General features: G+C 59.8%; 14 protein-coding genes and 1 riboswitch. Of the genes, 6 read left to right on the top strand and 8 right to left on the bottom strand.

Annotated elements, in window-relative coordinates:
- Window positions 1-13: 13 nt before the first annotated feature.
- The 3 genes from cpdA to WG29040_RS04490 all read right to left on the bottom strand — a co-directional run bounded on the left by cpdA (window position 14) and on the right by WG29040_RS04490 (window position 1,994).
- Complete coding sequence (gene cpdA, locus WG29040_RS04500; protein ID WP_003438971.1) at window positions 14-829, bottom strand: 3',5'-cyclic-AMP phosphodiesterase; 816 nt, start codon at window positions 827-829, stop codon at window positions 14-16.
- 104 nt (window positions 830-933) lie between these two features.
- The gene (locus WG29040_RS04495; protein ID WP_003438969.1) at window positions 934-1,386 is read right to left on the bottom strand and encodes a DUF1249 domain-containing protein; all 453 of its coding nucleotides are present in this window, start codon (window positions 1,384-1,386) and stop codon (window positions 934-936) included.
- On the bottom strand, window positions 1,377-1,994 hold the full coding sequence (locus WG29040_RS04490; RefSeq protein ID WP_003438967.1) for an NUDIX domain-containing protein: 618 nt from the start codon (window positions 1,992-1,994) through the stop codon (window positions 1,377-1,379). The genes WG29040_RS04495 and WG29040_RS04490 overlap by 10 nt, the downstream gene beginning before the upstream one ends.
- A 220-nt stretch (window positions 1,995-2,214) precedes the next feature.
- On the opposite strand from WG29040_RS04490, the gene WG29040_RS04485 reads away from it, so the two are divergent.
- Window positions 2,215-2,961 carry an RsiV family protein gene (locus WG29040_RS04485; RefSeq protein ID WP_003438965.1) on the top strand — a complete coding sequence of 249 codons (747 nt, stop codon included), beginning with the start codon at window positions 2,215-2,217 and terminating at the stop codon, window positions 2,959-2,961.
- Window positions 2,962-3,026: 65 nt separating this feature from the next.
- Here the strand turns inward: WG29040_RS04485 and cytX are convergent, their stop codons facing one another.
- Window positions 3,027-4,292, bottom strand: a complete 1,266-nt coding sequence (gene cytX / locus WG29040_RS04480) for a putative hydroxymethylpyrimidine transporter CytX (protein WP_037001306.1) — start codon at window positions 4,290-4,292, stop codon at window positions 3,027-3,029.
- Window positions 4,293-4,408: 116 nt separating this feature from the next.
- Window positions 4,409-6,298 (bottom strand): phosphomethylpyrimidine synthase ThiC, encoded by a 1,890-nt coding sequence (thiC, locus tag WG29040_RS04475; protein ID WP_010656259.1) that lies wholly within the window; start codon window positions 6,296-6,298, stop codon window positions 4,409-4,411.
- 154 nt (window positions 6,299-6,452) lie between these two features.
- Window positions 6,453-6,558, bottom strand: a riboswitch (TPP riboswitch).
- A 180-nt stretch (window positions 6,559-6,738) separates the two neighbouring features.
- Here thiC and WG29040_RS04470 point away from each other — a divergent pair.
- Window positions 6,739-8,175: a TolC family outer membrane protein gene (locus WG29040_RS04470; protein WP_003438959.1), complete on the top strand. Its 1,437-nt coding sequence runs from the start codon at window positions 6,739-6,741 to the stop codon at window positions 8,173-8,175.
- A gap of 40 nt (window positions 8,176-8,215) precedes the next feature.
- On the opposite strand, the gene waaA is transcribed toward WG29040_RS04470, so the two are convergent.
- Window positions 8,216-9,493 (bottom strand): lipid IV(A) 3-deoxy-D-manno-octulosonic acid transferase, encoded by a 1,278-nt coding sequence (gene waaA, locus WG29040_RS04465; protein WP_127195733.1) that lies wholly within the window; start codon window positions 9,491-9,493, stop codon window positions 8,216-8,218.
- 164 nt (window positions 9,494-9,657) lie between these two features.
- Between waaA and WG29040_RS04460 the strand changes: the two genes are divergently transcribed.
- The 4 genes from WG29040_RS04460 (at window position 9,658) to WG29040_RS04445 (ending at window position 13,106) form a co-directional block, all read left to right on the top strand.
- Window positions 9,658-9,990 (top strand): multidrug efflux SMR transporter, encoded by a 333-nt coding sequence (locus tag WG29040_RS04460; protein ID WP_003438955.1) that lies wholly within the window; start codon window positions 9,658-9,660, stop codon window positions 9,988-9,990.
- 130 nt (window positions 9,991-10,120) lie between these two features.
- Window positions 10,121-11,296 (top strand): FAD-binding oxidoreductase, encoded by a 1,176-nt coding sequence (locus WG29040_RS04455; protein WP_127195732.1) that lies wholly within the window; start codon window positions 10,121-10,123, stop codon window positions 11,294-11,296.
- On the top strand, window positions 11,293-12,105 hold the full coding sequence (locus WG29040_RS04450) for an aldo/keto reductase (protein WP_127195731.1): 813 nt from the start codon (window positions 11,293-11,295) through the stop codon (window positions 12,103-12,105). The genes WG29040_RS04455 and WG29040_RS04450 overlap by 4 nt, the downstream gene beginning before the upstream one ends.
- Before the next feature lie 41 nt (window positions 12,106-12,146).
- The gene (locus tag WG29040_RS04445; RefSeq protein WP_003438949.1) at window positions 12,147-13,106 is read left to right on the top strand and encodes a hypothetical protein; all 960 of its coding nucleotides are present in this window, start codon (window positions 12,147-12,149) and stop codon (window positions 13,104-13,106) included.
- A 69-nt stretch (window positions 13,107-13,175) separates the two neighbouring features.
- On the opposite strand, the gene hldE is transcribed toward WG29040_RS04445, so the two are convergent.
- Together hldE and msbA are read right to left on the bottom strand one after the other, a co-directional pair.
- The gene (hldE, locus tag WG29040_RS04440) at window positions 13,176-14,597 is read right to left on the bottom strand and encodes a bifunctional D-glycero-beta-D-manno-heptose-7-phosphate kinase/D-glycero-beta-D-manno-heptose 1-phosphate adenylyltransferase HldE (protein ID WP_003438946.1); all 1,422 of its coding nucleotides are present in this window, start codon (window positions 14,595-14,597) and stop codon (window positions 13,176-13,178) included.
- Window positions 14,598-14,768: 171 nt separating this feature from the next.
- Entirely contained in the window at window positions 14,769-16,577 is a 1,809-nt protein-coding gene (gene msbA / locus WG29040_RS04435) for a lipid A export permease/ATP-binding protein MsbA (protein WP_003438945.1), read from the bottom strand.
- Window positions 16,578-16,593 lie beyond the last annotated feature (16 nt).

Below are 16,593 nucleotides of genomic sequence, written 5' to 3'. Positions count from 1 at the left end.
ACTCAGGGGCAACTCAGTAATTGTTGGCGCTGTAATCGGGTTCAAAGACGAAGTCAGTGACGCGTGACACCCCGGTTTGCAAAGTGCCATCAGGCTGCAGGCGCAACCAGCGATAACCCGGCGCCTCACTGCTGACCTTGAAATCCGCGCTGCCGGGGGCGAACTGGATGCAGGTCGAGGGTGAGGCCAGCAACCTGACGCCGTTGCGCTGCTGATCGAACGCCTGATGCACGTGCCCCCAAAGTACGCCACGGACCTGTGGATAACGATCGATGACCTTCCAGAACTCACCGGCGTTGCACAGCCCGATCGGTTCAATCCATTCACAGCCCACCGGCACCGGATGGTGGTGCAGGCAGATCAGATGATGACGGTCCGGCGCTTCGCTCAAGGATTGCGCCAGCAACTGCAGCTGACTGTCTTGCAGATAACCCTGGCTCTTTTGCTCCACGTTCGAATGCAGCAATGTGATGCGCCAATTGCCCAGATCAACCACCGGGTCCAGCAAACGGCTTTGCACGGCCGCTTCGCGCATATGGGGCAGATTGTCATGATTGCCGGGAATCCAGCGCGCTTTGGCGCACAGCGACCCGGTCAATTGCCGAAAACGCTGGTAAGCCGCAATGCTGCCGTCCTGGGCCAGATCACCGGTGCCCAACAGTAAATCGACCTGCGGCTGTTCGCCGCGAACCAGATCGATGACCTGCTGCAGGCTGTCTGCGGTCCTGAGCCCCAGCAGTGAACCCTCGGCATCGGCAAACAAATGGCTGTCGGTCAACTGCACCAGCAGCACCGGGTCTTCGGTGGTCAGCGTGGATACACTCGGCAAGGTGAATCTCCCGGGAGAAAGGGTTGTGTGGCAGGAGCGCGCTTGCTCGCCAGCTGTCGTGGGGCAAAGATCGCGAGCCAGCCCGCTTCTACAAATTAGTACGTCTAACGGACTTCCGCGTATTCATGCCCGCATGCCAGACAATGGCTCAGCCACTCACCCAAAAATATATTGAGCTGGGCTTTCTCGTCGGGCTGGTGCATGGCCACGTTGGGGTACGGGTAAATACTGCGAAAACGCCGCGCATGCTCGGCCGCAATCACCTCAGCCATGCGCGCATCGTGGTACACCTGAACCTGCAGTTCGGGTACCGGCAGCCACGGCAGGCTGTGTTCCTGCCGTACCCGCAACGTGCTGGTGTAGGGGCAGTCCTGAATCACCTCAAGGGTCAGCACCCCGAGCATCTGGTCACCCTGGGTCACGGCGATCCGCCGTGCAACCGGTTGCTCACGCATATCGGGCAGCAACCGCATCAAACGTGCGTAGTTGGCTTCGCAGGCAGCCTGCAAGCCAATCAGGTCGACCCGGTATCGTTCACGACGCGCAATTACAACCATAACCCCCTCACTTCAGCGCGGTTAAGCGCCAGCCATTGCAGGGCAATAATGCTCGCTGCATTGGAAATACGGCCATCGCGTACGGCTTGCAAGGCATCTTCATAGGCCCAGACCGTTACCCGAATATCTTCAGCTTCTTCTTCCAGCCCGTGCAATCCGCCAACCCCTTCGGAGCTGCAACGGCCCAGATACAAATGCACAAACTCGGTACTGCCGCCCGGGGACGGAAAGTAACGGGTGATCGGCCACAAAGACGAGAACTTCAGCCCCGCTTCTTCTTCACCTTCGCGATGGGCGACTTCTTCAGGCACTTCGGCCTTGTCGATGAGCCCGGCGACCAGTTCGATCAGCCAGGGAGTCTCGGCCTTGCCCATGGCCCCGACCCGGAACTGCTCGATCAGCACCACTTCATCGCGCTGCGGATCATAGGGCAGCACACACACGGCATCGTGCCGGACAAATACTTCGCGACTGATCTCAGGGCTCATGCCGCCAGCAAACAATTCATGGCGCAGGTGTACGCGGTCAAGCTGGTAGAAACCCTTAAAACACTCTTCGCGTTTTATGATCTCTGTGGCGCTTGGCGTAGCCTTGGTGATATCAGTCATGGAAAACCTCTGCTGGCGAATTTCTCCGGGGTTGCCCCACGGCATCGGGCATCCTAACGCGCCTGCGGTCAAGGATGCAGCCCCTTTTATGACGCGGGGATAGACGGATCGCCTGCAAACCCTCTCTAATTGACACTGTTGAGCTTAGTGGCGAACCGACTCCCTTGTTGGCAGTCGAACCACCATAATTCCACCTTTCTTTCGTTGATGAAGGACGACCATGTCGCTTTTGAAATTTGCCTCCATGACTTGTATCGCCCTGACCCTGGGTGCCTGCCAGAGCGTATTCCAGCCGTCCGCGCCAAAACCGCTGGCCTTTACTGTGGACGCTTCCGAGCAAGTCAAGGCCGGATGCAGCGGCGATGAGTGCCCACTGGTAAACATCGAGACCGCGCACTTTGCAGACGCCCCGAAACTCGATGCCCTGATCGAAAACCGCTTGTTGAAAATGACTGTGGATTCGCCCGATGCAAAACTGGCGCCTTCGCTCAATGCCTACCGCGAGCAGTTCTTGCGCACCGCGGACAGCCGCAACAGCACCTACTTGCAGGCAAAAGTACGCGAGCAGCATGACGGTCTGGTGATAGTTGAACTGTCCAGTTATCTGGACACCGGCGGCGCCCATGGCATGCCGGGACGCGGCTTTATCAACTACTCCACCAAACAGCAGAAGGAAGTCACCCTGCAGGACATGCTGCTGCCGGGACAGGAGCAAGCCTTTTGGGGCGCCGCCAAAGTGGCGCACAACAACTGGCTGATCAGCAGCCATTTCGGCAACGACCCGGAATACGTGAAGAACTGGCCGTTCCAGACAACGCCGAACGTGGCACTGCTCAAGGACAACGTCGTCCTCAAGTACGACGTGTACAGCATTGCGCCGTACTCCGAAGGGCATGTCGAGTTGAAGATCCCCTACTCGCGCCTGAACGGAATTCTGAAGCCTGAGTGGTTCCCGGCTCGCGGCTAAACCCCGTCCACTGCAGGAGCTAGCTTGCTCGCAAGCTGCAAGCTCATGGCTTGCAGCTTGCTGCTTCAGACTCTGTTACGTCCCAGCACCCACTGCAGCAGCCCGGCCAGCAACAAGGCCGGCAAGGTCGCCCCCACATCCGCAAACAGATTCGCCAGCAGATGATAGGTCAGCACCCCGCCGCCCCAGGCCAGCAATGTCGACCAGCGGAATAATGAGACCGAAACCCGGGCACTGCGTTTGCGCAAAATGAAGTGATCCACCAGCACCACGCCAAACAGCGGCGCGAACACCGAGCCGATCAGCAGCAAGAAGTTCTGGTACTGCGCCAACGGCGCGAAACAGGCGATCAGGGTGCAGATCACACCAATGGTCAGCGCCAGATGCTCAACTTTGACCTGCGACAAAATCCCGCCGGAGACTGCCGCCGAATGAATGTCGGCAAAGGCGTTTTCGGACTCGTCGAGCAAGATCAGCAACAACGGAATCCCCAGCCCCGCACCCGCCAGCGCCAATAGCAACGCATTGACTTCGCCACTCGGAGCGAACGCCAGCGTGTAGGCCACCCCCAGACTCATCAACCAGAAGTTGCCAATAAAAAAGCCCAGCGCGGTGCCGCCGAACACATTTCTGGCGCGCTTGCCAAAGCGCGAATAGTCGGCGATCAACGGCAGCCACGACAGCGGCATGGCGATGGCAATGTCAAAGCCCAGTGCGAACGGCAGCGACCCGTCACCCTTTTGCGCCCACAGGGCAGGCAGATCAGCTTTGGCGAACAGGTTCCAGGTCAGCCACAGACACGCCGCCAGCAGCAGCCAGATGCCCCACTTACGCAGCACCTTGCGCACAAAGGTCAGCGGTCCGCTAACCGCGAGCAAGGTGGCCAGGGCACCAAATAACAGGGTCCACAGCATCGGGCTGGTCAACAGGCTGCCTTCGCCGAAAGCGCGGGCGCCCAGCAAGCTTGCGGCATCGCGCATCACGATGATTTCAAACGAGCCCCAGCCGATCAGTTGCAACACGTTGAGCATGGCCGGGAGCATGGCACCCCGGGTGCCGAGGCTGAGTTTGAGGGCAGCCATGGAGGACAGTCCGGTATCGCTGCCGATCACCCCGACCGAAGCCAGCAGGGCCACGCCCACCAGGGTGCCGAGGAAAATCGCCAGCAATGACCCTGAAAGACCCAGGCCCGGCGCCAGTAACGCGCCGGTCTGCAACACCATCAGGCCAATGCCGAGGGAGAACCACAGGGAGAACAGATCACGGGCGCCGAACACGCGCTTGTCACCGGGTACCGCAATGTCAGGGGAATAGGTGCTGGGTGTGTTCAAGGAATGAATCTCGAAGGGACGTTGGTTTTTTACGCTCGCAATCGCCGGCAAACCGGCTCGCACAATATCGGCGCAATCATTGTGGGAGCCGGCTTGCCCGCGACTCGGGGTTTAGATCAGACTTTTTTGTACAGCTGGCTGCCTTCCTGCTTGAAGCGCTCGGCCTGCTCCGCCAGGCCCTGGGCGACTTCTGCATCCACCGTTTCAATGCGCTGATTGGCGGCGTAGATGCGTACTTCCTGGGTGATTTTCATCGAGCAGAATTTTGGCCCGCACATGGAACAGAAATGCGCGACCTTGGCCGAATCCTTGGGCAGGGTTTCGTCGTGGTAAGAACGGGCCGTGTCCGGGTCCAGACCAAGGTTGAACTGGTCCTCCCAACGGAATTCAAAGCGCGCCTTGCTCAAGGCGTTGTCGCGGATTTGCGCCCCCGGATGACCCTTGGCCAGGTCGGCAGCGTGGGCCGCGATCTTATAAGTGATGATCCCGGTCTTCACGTCATCCTTGTTCGGCAACCCCAGGTGTTCCTTGGGTGTGACGTAACAAAGCATGGCGCAACCGAACCAGCCGATCATGGCTGCGCCGATGCCCGAAGTGATGTGGTCGTAACCCGGCGCAATATCGGTGGTCAGCGGGCCCAGAGTGTAGAACGGCGCCTCGTCACAGCACTCCAGCTGCTTGTCCATGTTCTCCTTGATCAGTTGCATCGGCACGTGGCCCGGCCCTTCGATCATGCACTGCACGTCGTGTTTCCAGGCGATTTTGGTCAGTTCACCGAGGGTTTCCAGCTCACCGAACTGTGCTGCATCGTTGGCGTCGGCGATCGAGCCCGGACGCAGGCCATCGCCCAGCGAGAAGCTGACATCGTAGGCCTTCATGATTTCGCAGATTTCGTCGAAATGGGTATAGAGGAAGTTTTCTTTGTGGTGCGCCAGGCACCACTTGGCCATGATCGAACCACCGCGCGAGACAATCCCGGTCACGCGCTTGGCGGTCAACGGCACATAGCGCAACAACACGCCGGCGTGAATGGTGAAGTAGTCGACGCCCTGCTCGGCCTGTTCGATCAGGGTGTCGCGGAACAATTCCCAGGTCAGGTCTTCGGCCGCGCCGTTAACCTTCTCCAGCGCCTGATAAATCGGCACGGTACCGATCGGCACCGGCGAGTTGCGGATGATCCACTCGCGGGTTTCGTGAATATGTTTGCCGGTGGACAGGTCCATGACCGTGTCCGAACCCCAGCGAATGCCCCAGGTCAGCTTGGCCACTTCTTCTTCAATGGAGGAGCCCAGCGCACTGTTGCCGATGTTGCCGTTGATTTTCACCAGGAAATTACGCCCGATAATCATCGGTTCCAGCTCAACGTGGTTAATGTTGGCCGGGATGATGGCGCGCCCGCGGGCGATCTCTTCGCGCACGAACTCGGCAGTGATTTCTTTCGGGATGCTGGCGCCAAAACTGTGGCCCGGGTGCTGCTGATCCAGCAGACCGGCAGCCCGGGCTTCTTGCAACTTCATGTTTTCGCGGATGGCGACGTATTCCATCTCGGCGGTAATGATGCCCCGACGCGCATAGTGCATCTGGCTGACGTTGGCCCCGGCCCTGGCCCGACGCGGATTTTTCACGTGGGCAAAACGCAGCTTGGTCAGTTCTGCATCGTCGAGACGCATCTGCCCGAAATTGGAGCTCAGGCCCGCCAGGCGTTCAGTGTCGCCACGGTCATCGATCCACGCCGAGCGCACGTCGCCCAGGCCTTTGCGCACGTCGATCTGCACAGACGGATCGGTATACGGGCCCGAGGTGTCGTAGATCAATACCGGCGCGTTGATTTCGCCGCCAAAATCAGTGGGCGTGACATCCAGGCTGACTTCACGCATCGGCACCAGAATGTCCGGGCGCGAGCCCTGTACGTAGACTTTTTGTGATCGGGTAAACGGCTTGACCGATTGTTCATCGACCTTGGCCGAATCACTGAGATTGATCGCGTTTTTTGGTTTTGTACTCATCACGGCTCTCCAGACTGCATCCAGGCGGATTGTCGGAGGTAGAACCTGAAAAAAGCACGGATGCACCCAAGGACTGGATGCTGAGTGGCGACCTCGAACGATTGATCATTTATTGAACAATCGATCCCGGACGGCACTCAAGAGGACTCGCCGGGAGACGAGAAATCTTGTTCCCTACGCAGGCGTTAACCTGATCAGGTTCAACGGGATCCGAAATTATTCGATCTCAGCCTCATAGCAAGGCACCCCGACAAGAACCCGGCCAGTCTATTGAAGAGTGACGCAGAACGCCAACCCGATATGAACCGCGTGATGAAAGGCGCTATAACGGCATTGTTGCAAGATGCCACCACCACTACACTCGCTACGTCTTGAAACCACGAGCGTCGGAGCACGGCCTCGGGCCTTTATTTTTCGCATTATTGAACTAGGGATCGCTCATGCTGCGCAAACTTTCACTGGCTATCGCCGTGTCCTGGGCGACCAACGCAATGGCGCTGGATACACAAGCCCCGCTATCCAGTCAGAACGGGCTGGTCAGCGTCTACCACGAAGCGGTCGACAACAACGCCGATCTGGCAGCTGCCCGCGCCGATTACGATGCCCGCAAGGAAGTCGTACCCCAGGCCCGTGCCGGCTTGCTGCCCAACCTGTCGGGGGGTGCCGAGTCGAGCAACGTGCGCACTTCCATTGACCAGCCATCGCTGACCACCACCCGCAGTGCCGTGGTGTATCAGGCCACACTGGCGCAGCCGATTTTTCGCGCTGACCGCTGGTTCCAGTTGAAAGCCGCCGAATCGGTCAACGAACAGGCTGCCCTGCAACTGTCGGCCACCGAGCAGAACCTGATCCTGCAAACCGCCGAGTCGTACTTCTCGGTACTGCGCGCCCAGGACACGCTGGCCTCGACCAAGGCTGAAGAAGCCGCGTTCAAGCGCCAGCTGGATCAATCGCGCGAGCGCTTTGACGTGGGCCTGTCGGACAAGACAGACGTGCTGCAATCCCAGGCCAGCTATGACACGGCACGGGCCAACCGGCTCCTGGCACAGCGCCAGGTGGCGGATGCGTTTGAAGCCTTGATCACCCTGACCAACCGCCAGTACAACTCGATTGAAGGCATGCGTCACACCCTGCCGATCCTGCCGCCGACGCCAAATGACGCCAAGGCCTGGGTCGATACCGCAGCCCAGCAAAACCTCAATCTGCTGGCCAGCAACTTCGCGGTGGCAGCTGCCGAAGAAACCCTCAAGCAGCGCAAGGCCGGTCACGCGCCGACCCTGGATGCGGTAGCGCAATACAAAACCGGCGACAACGACGGTTTTGGCCTGAGCAACCCGAATGCGCTGCAGCAGCGCTACAGCGGGGATGTGTCGCAACGCAGCATCGGCTTGCAGCTCAACATCCCGATCTACAGCGGCGGCCTGACCAGCTCGCAAGTGCGCGAATCCTATTCGCGCTTGAACCAGACCGAACAGCAGCGTGAATCGATGCGCCGCCAGGTGGTCGAAAACACCCGCAACCTGCACCGCGCGGTCAATACCGATGTCGAGCAGGTACAAGCGCGCAAACAGTCGATCATCTCCAACCAGAGTGCGCTGGAAGCCACAGAAATCGGTTATCAGGTAGGCACGCGCAACATCGTCGACGTGCTCGATGCCCAGCGCCAGCTCTATACCTCGGTGCGCGATTACAACAATTCGCGCTATGACTACATCCTCGACAACCTGCGGCTCAAACAGGCTGCGGGCACCTTGAACCCGGGGGATCTCGAAGCGCTGTCGCGCTATCTGAAGCCTGACTACAACCCGGACAAGGACTTCCTGCCACCGGACCTGGCCCAGGCCGCTGAAGCCAATATGCGCTCACCGGGCAATTGAACAACCGCCTGCAACCGCAAGGTTGCAGGCCAGCCCCGGATCAAATCTTGAGAAGTCGTCCCAGGCCATCCAGCAGGCGCTGCAGCGCGCCCTGATTGGCCTGCATCACCTTCAATCCGGCTTCGCCCATGCGCTGCGCGTCCTGGGGCAGTTCAAACAGGCGCTGTAACGCAACCGCCAGTCCTTGCGCGTCATCCACCTCTTCAAGTGCCCCGGCCTCGCGCAACAGCACGGCGATTTCGAGGAAGTTGAACAGATGCGGACCGCTCAATACCGGTTTGGCCAGGGCCGCCGGCTCCAGCAGGTTGTGCCCGCCATTGGCGACCAGACTGCCGCCGACAAACGCACTGTCGGCCAGCGCATACAAAAACAGCAACTCGCCCATGGTGTCGCCCAACAGCACCTGCACCCCGGCACCGACGTGCTCGCCACTTGAGCGGCGCACGGTGGCGAAACCCTCGCGCCGGCACAGTTCGAACACCGAGTTGAAGCGCTCCGGGTGACGCGGTACCAGAATCAGCAGGGCATCGGGATGGCTGGACAGCAATTGACGATGGGCCGCGAGCACAATCGCGTCTTCGCCTTCATGGGTGCTGGCAGCAATCCACACCGGGCGGCTTTGTGCTTGCCAGTGTTCACGCAGTTCGCCGGCCTTGATCAGCAATTGCGGATCGATGCTCAGGTCAAACTTGATTGAACCTGTCACTTCCACACATTCAGGGCGGGCGCCCAATGCACGGAAACGCTCGGCTTCGGTCGCTGTCTGGACCGCGATCAGGCTCATTTCCTCGAGCATTGGCCGGGTCAGTTTGGCAAACCGTGCATAGCCCTTGGCCGAACGGGCTGAGAGCCGGGCATTGGCCAGCGCCACCGGAATGCCGCGCCGGGCGCACTGGTGTATGTGGTTGGGCCACAGTTCGGTTTCCATGATCACCGCCAGTACCGGCTGTACCCGATCCAGAAAGCGCGCCGCCGCCCAGGGCAAATCGTAAGGCAGGTAGCAATGCTGGATCCGCGGTTCGTCGGCGAACAAGGCTTTGATCCGCTCGGACCCGGTGGGGGTCATGCACGTCACGGTAATGGGCAACTGTGGATAACGCTTGAGCAACGCCCGGATCATCGGTGCGGCAGCGATACTCTCGCCCACAGACACGGCGTGCACCCAAATCCCGCCCGGTTGCAGCAGCGGAAGGTTCAGCGCGAAGCGCTCGCCCACACGCTTGGCATAGGCCGGCGCCTTGCGCGCCCGCAGCCACAAGCGAATCGCCACCAGAGGCAGCCCCAGATGAAACAGCAAGGTGTAGAGAGTTCTATTCATGGGCACAGAGTTTACTTGAAAAAGTATTACCCATGATGGCACCCGCCGACCCGGTCATGTCGAGATGTCTGGCGGATCTGTCGTAATCAAAACGCAATACACTTTTACACTCTCTAGAATGGCTTACTGTTAAATTGCCCCGCATTACTCCTCAGGACTCCACCATGAACGCCTACTACTACCTGGCCATCGCCATCTGCGCCGAAGTGATCGCCACCGTTTCCATGAAAGCGATCAAAGGTTTCAGCACGCCTTTGCCACTGATTCTGGTGATTGCCGGTTACGCCACCGCATTCTGGATGCTGACCCTGGTGGTGCGTACTATCCCGGTGGGTGTGGCCTATGCCGTATGGGCAGGCTTGGGAATCGTGCTGGTGAGCATCGCAGCGCTGTTTATCTACGGCCAGAAACTCGACGTGCCGGCCATGCTCGGCATGGGTCTGATCGTGCTCGGGGTGGTGGTGATCCAGCTGTTTTCGAAAACAGCGGGGCACTAATCCGCCCGTTACCCTGTAGTCGCTCGACAAGTCAGACCCAAGCCCCCATAAATCCTCAACGCCCACTAAAAGTCAGAGTGCGGATCAGCCTGTATACTCCCGGCCTTGTCTTTGAACGCTGAGGTCGACCATGCCATCCGTTATTTCCACCGACGTACTGATTGTCGGCGCTGGTGTTGCTGGCCTCTGGCTCAATGCCCGCCTGCGCCGCCAGGGCTTTTCTACGGTACTGGTCGAGAGCCGGACCCTGGGCGGCGCACAGACCGTAAAGTCCCAGGGCATCATCCACGGCGGTGCCAAGTACGCGTTACATGGCGCGCTGACCGGCGCCTCTGAAGCCATTGCCGATATGCCCCGCCGCTGGCGCGAAGCCCTTGCCGGTACCGGCGAGCTGGATTTGACCGGAGTACGCTTGCTCTCCGAAGCCCACTACCTGTGGTCACCCGGCACCCTGGCCGGCAATCTCACCAGCTTCTTTGCCAGCAAAGCCGTGCGCGGCCGTGTTGATCAAGTCAAAGGCGATCAACTGCCGCCGGCCCTGCAAGACCCGCGATTCAAGGGCAAGGTGTACCGGTTGGCCGAACTGGTGGTCGATGTCCCCAGCCTGATTGAACGCCTGGCCGAACTGGCCGGCGACGGTTTGCTGTCTGGCCAGAATATTGAGCCTGTGTTTGCCAACGAAGAACTGATCGGACTACGGATCGACGGGCGCGAGATCCATGCCCAACGCATCGTTTTCAGTGCCGGAGCCGGCAATGCCGAACTGCTGGCCAGTGCAGGGATCAGCGTACCCGCGCAACAATTGCGGCCGCTGCACATGGTGCTGGTCAAGGGCCCGAGCCTCAAACCGCTGTACGCCCACTGTCTGGGCGGCGGCCCCAAGCCACGGATTACCGTGACCACCCATCCGGCAGCCAATGGCGAGTGGGTCTGGTACCTGGGCGGTGACATTGCCGAGGCCGACGGAGTGGCCCGCACACCGGCCGAACAAATCGCCGTGGCGCAAAAAGAACTGGGCAATTTGCTGCCGTGGGTCGATCTGAGCCAGGCGCAATGGGCCACGCTGCGGGTCAACCGGGCAGAGCCTGCACAGTCCGGACTGGTACGTCCGGACAACGCCTTCCTCGCCGACCAGGGTCGCTTGCTGGTTGGCTGGCCGACCAAGCTGGCACTGGCACCCGACTTCTCGGACCGGGTCATCACCGCACTGCACAACGACGGTATCCACCCAGGCAATGCCCCTGTACTTCCCGAATTTGTGCGCCCGCCATTGGCTCAAACCCCATGGGAGCAACTGTTGCCATGAGCCAGCCAACCCTGCACCCGTTCCACCGCCCGCTGGGCAGTACCGGCCTGATGGTTTCACCGCTGGGGCTCGGCACTGTCAAACTGGGACGTGACCAAGGGGTGAAATACCCCAGCGGTTTCAAGATCCCGGATGATGGCGAAGCGAAAATGCTGCTCAAGCTGAGTCAGGACCTGGGTATCAACCTGATCGACACCGCCCCCGCCTATGGCCACAGTGAAGAGCGTCTGGGCCCGTTGCTGCGGGGTCAGCGTCAAGACTGGGTGATTGTCAGCAAGGTCGGCGAAGAGTTCGATAACGGCGTATCACATCACGACTTCAGTGCCGCACATACCCGGCGCTCGGTTGAACGCAGCCTGCAACGTCTGGAAACGGATTTTATCGATCTGGTCCTCGTGCATTCGGATGGCAATGACCTTGCTATCCTCAACGAAGCCCAGGTCTACGAGACCCTGGCCGAGTTGAAGCGCGAAGGTAAGATCCGCGGTTTCGGCCTGTCGGGAAAAACCGTCGAGGGCGGGCTCAAAGCCCTGGAAACCGGCGACTGCGCGATGGTCACCTACAACCTCAACGAACAGGCCGAACGCCCGGTCATCGATTACGCGGCAGCCCACGGCAAAGCGATTCTGGTTAAAAAAGCCCTGGCCAGCGGTCATGTTTGCCTCAGTCCCGGGGTTGATCCGGTACGCGCCAGCTTCGAACTGGTATTTGGCCATCCCGGGGTTGCCAGTGCTATTGTCGGCACCATCAATCCGCTGCACTTGGCCCATAACGTGGCAACCGTTGCCCAGGTTCTGCGTAACCTCTAAAGCCGCCGACGCGGCCGACCCCGACGCAAGAAGGAGCCGACATGCCGCGTTCGCTGATTCGCAAAAACCCCAGCGACTTTAAAACCCTGCCGTTGTTTGTCGAAGCCACGCCCGAAGGCTTGAGCTACCAGACCATCGGCAGACCCCTGAACTTTGCGCAAACCTTGCAAAAACGCCGCCCGGTGAACGTCGCCGACAATCAGCGATTTTCCCTGGAACTGGCCAACCTCGGGGTCTCCGTCCGCCTGACGCTGAACTGGCAAGGCCGCGATTACTGGGTGCTGGTGCGCCAGCGGCGCCAGGATCGTGGCGACGTAGTGCTCAAACTGATCTCGGGCTACGTGCCTGCCCACGAGGTCAGCCTGCCCCTGCACACAGCCATCCAGGAGATTGCCGAAGAGTGCTTGCTGGAAACCCCGGAAGGCTGGCTCAGCGGGCGCTTCAACGAAACATGGTTGCCCGCGCCTTACGCCAGCGCCCTGCATTACCGAGAGGCCCTGCCCTTTCGTCTCACGCCCTTGTCCGGCGCGGCTCGGCCGGTTCGCTGTGGCAGTCAGCCATTGATCGAGCGTCCCAGGGCCTACGTGCACTTGCCGACGGCATCGCTGCAGCTGATTTACGACCTGCGCCTGGAAGTGCCCAAGGAAGCCAAGTCACTGAGCCTGTTCCACGTCGACGAACGGTTGGAGGGCGACCAGCTAGTGGCGCGACTCGACCGCAAACGTGCAGACCTGTACCTGATGCCGCTGACTGACGGCCAGCCCTGTGCCGAGCTCTACACCCTGCACAAGGATCGTCTGCACAGCGCCAGCACCCGCGGCCTGTATCTGGCCGAGAGTTTTGCCCGTCAAGAAGGCTGGGTGGTGAGTGATGAGCGCATTCGCTGGAAGGACTGGCTCGTGCAGCAAGGTTTGAGCGTGCCGGGCAAGGAGTCGAGACTAAAAAGCCTGACCGGCAAGGCACGGCAGATATTCAGGAAGGTGGTGAAGAGCAAGGCATGACACTGCAGGAGCAAGCTTTTTCAAGATCAAAAGATCGCGAACAAGCTCACTCCAACAGAGACGGGATCATTACTGACCGCGGATTTTATCGACAATCGCCGTGGTCGAACTGTTTTCAACCAGCCCCAGCACTTTCACGGTGCCGCCATAAGACGTCACGATATCGGCACCCACGACCTGGTCGATCCCGTAGTCACCGCCTTTTACCAGCACGTCCGGCTTGACCTGAGCCAGCAGGTTTTCAGGGGTCGCTTCAGGAAAGCTGATCACCCAGTCCACCGCGCCCAGACCGGCCAGTACCGCCATGCGCCGGTCAACGCTGTTGATCGGACGCCCCGGGCCTTTCAGGCGGCTCACCGAAGCATCGTCGTTGACTGCAACGATCAGACGATCGCCCTGCGCCCGCGCCTGCTCCAGATAGGTCACGTGGCCGGCATGCAAAATGTCGAAGCAGCCGTTGGTGAACACTATTTTCTCGTTGTGGGCCCGGGCATCGTCGATGGCCAGCAGCAGCTGATCGAGTTTCAGCACACCGCGCTCGGAACCCTCTTCGCGCTGGATCGCGCGACGCAACTCCGGAGCACTGATGGCAGCCGTCCCCAGCTTGCCAACCACAATCCCGGCAGCCAGATTGGCCAGCGCCACAGCGTGGGGCAGTTCTTCACCCGCGGCAATGGCCGCCGCCAGGGTAGAGATAACCGTGTCACCGGCTCCCGTCACGTCGAACACTTCGCGGGCGCGGGCCGGCAGGTGCATGGCCGCAAAGCCCGGACGCAACAGGGTCATGCCGTGTTCGCCGCGGGTTACCAGCAAGGCGCCGAGGTCCAGGTCAGCCATCAATTTGGCGCCTTTGGCCACCAGATCGGCCTCATCGGCGCAACCGCCAACGATGGTTTCAAACTCGCTGAGGTTGGGCGTGATCAGGCTCGCACCCCGGTAGATCGAGAAGTCCTTGCCCTTGGGATCGGCCAGCACCGGGATGCCCCGGGCACGCGCGGCCTGGATCAATACCTGGTGGTTTTTCAATGCGCCTTTGCCGTAGTCGGACAGCACCAGCACCTTGATGCCTTCAAGGAGATTTTCCACCTCGGCCCCCAACGCCTGCGCGTCGGTGGCGAACGGTTCTTCGAAGTCGATACGCAGCAGTTGCTGGTGGCGGCTCATGACCCGCAGCTTGACGATGGTCGGCTGGTGCGCGATGCGCTGGAACAGTGCGCGTACGCCTGCGCCCTTGAGGCTATTGGCCAGGCTGTCGGCAGCTTCGTCATCGCCGGTCACACCGACCAGAGATGCCGGCGCGCCCAGAGCGGCAATGTTCAAGGCAACGTTGGCAGCACCGCCCGGACGGTCTTCGATTTGCTCAACCTTGACCACCGGCACTGGCGCCTCAGGGGAAATCCGCGAGGTTCCGCCATGCCAATAACGGTCGAGCATGACATCGCCTACCACCAAGACAGGGGCTTGATCGAATCGCGGCATGGACAACTTCATGGAGAACCCACATACAAAATGAACAGAGGCGCGATATTAACACAGGGTGAACCCAGGTCAGTTCACGGTATTAATGCAGCGAATGAGAATCAGGCGAGGGCTACAAACCCTGATCGCCCTTAGGCATATTTATGGGCGCCGGCTGGCCGGCGCCCATAAATCAGGATGACCCTAGGCGATATCGCCGGAGGTCTGCGGGGCATCGAGCCCCATCGAGTGCAGTCGGGCGTAGTAACCGTTTTGCGCCAGCAACTGTGTATGGGTACCACGTTCGACGATCTCGCCCTGATCCATGACCAGGATCATGTCGGCTTTTTCAATCGTTGACAGACGATGGGCAATCACCAGCGTGGTGCGGCCCTTCATGACGTGATCCAGTGCCGCCTGAATATGGCGCTCGGACTCGGTATCGAGAGCCGAGGTCGCTTCATCGAGAATCAGCACCGGGGCGTTTTTGAGCAGTGCCCGGGCAATTGCCAGACGCTGACGCTGACCGCCGGAAAGCAGCACGCCGTTTTCACCGACCTGGGTGTCCAGGCCTTGCGGCAGTTGCTCGATGAAGTCCATCGCGTAAGCATCGCGCGCGGCCTTTTCGATATCGGCCCGGGGTGCACCGGCCAGGTCGCCATAGGCAATATTGTTGGCAACGGTGTCGCTGAACAGGGTCACGTGCTGGGTTACCTGGGCGATATGGCGGCGCAGGTTGAGCAAGCGATATTGTTCAATCTCTACCCCGTCGAGCAGAATTTCGCCCGAGGAGTGGTGATAGAAGCGCGGAATCAGGTTCGCCAGTGTCGACTTGCCGCTACCGGAACGCCCGACCAGAGCCACCATCTGCCCGGGTTCGGCGATGAACGATACATTCTTGAGCACTTGGCGGTCAGTGTCCGGGTAAGTGAAGTTGAGGTTACGCACCTCTACACGCCCCGTAATCTGGTCACGCTCAACGGTTCCGGTGTCCACTTCCGGTTTTTCATCCAGCTGCTCGAAAATGCTTTCAGCCCCGGCCACGCCTTTCTGGATGGTGGAGCTGACTTCCGACAACTGACGAATCGGCTTGGGCAACAAGCCGGCCAGGGTGATGTAGGCAATCATGTCGCCCGCGGAGGCATCGCCACGCAGGTAGAGCACCAGGAACATCAGGATGCCCATGGCGATATAAATGACCAGTTGCAGCATCGGCGTGTAAATCGCCCCGGTACGGGTCATACGTAGTTGCTTGTCCGTGTTGCTCTGGCTGGCTTGCAGAAAGCGCTTCTGCTCGTAGGTCTCGCCGCCGAAGCTGCGTACGACGCGATAACCCTGGATGGTCTCGGACGCTACGTGGGTTACATCACCCATTGCCACCTGGATTTTCTTGCTCTGTTTACGGAATTTTTTACTGGCGGTACTCACCATCACCGCAATCAGCGGCAAAATTGCGATCATCACCAGGGTCAGGCGCCAGTTCATCCACAGCAACGAGGCGAACAGGAACACCACCGTCATGCCTTCGCGGATAACCACCTTGATCGCATCAGTGGCGGCCCCGGTCACCATCGTCACGTTGAAGGTAATGCGCGAGATCAGATGGCCGGAGTTGTGCTTGTCAAAATAGCGGTTGGGCAGTACCAGCAGGTTGTTGAACAGCTGGACCCGCAAGTCATGCACCAGGCCGAGGGACACCTTGGCCAGAAAGTAGTTACCCAGAAACGAGCCCAGGCCTTGCCATGCTGCAATCAACACAATCAGTATCGGCACGGCCTGCAGCAGACGTAAATCACGCAGGTAAGGGACGCTGGGAAACAACACCGCATCCGGGTTCGACAGGCCGTCAACGAAATACTTGAGGATGTAACCAAGCATGGGTTGAGTCGAAGCGAAAATAAGGAACCCGACAATACTCAGCAGGAAAAGGCCGATGTAGGGTCGGACATAGCCTAAAAGACGCAGATAGATTCTTACGCTCGATTGGCTTTCGCTGGGGCTGGATTCAGTCATATCACGCGGCGGTTAG

This window comes from Pseudomonas sp. PAMC 29040, from assembly GCF_003994535.1.
GTDB classification, from domain to species: Bacteria; Pseudomonadota; Gammaproteobacteria; order Pseudomonadales; family Pseudomonadaceae; genus Aquipseudomonas; species Aquipseudomonas paraversuta.
This window is presented reverse-complemented; position numbering and strand designations above follow the sequence as displayed.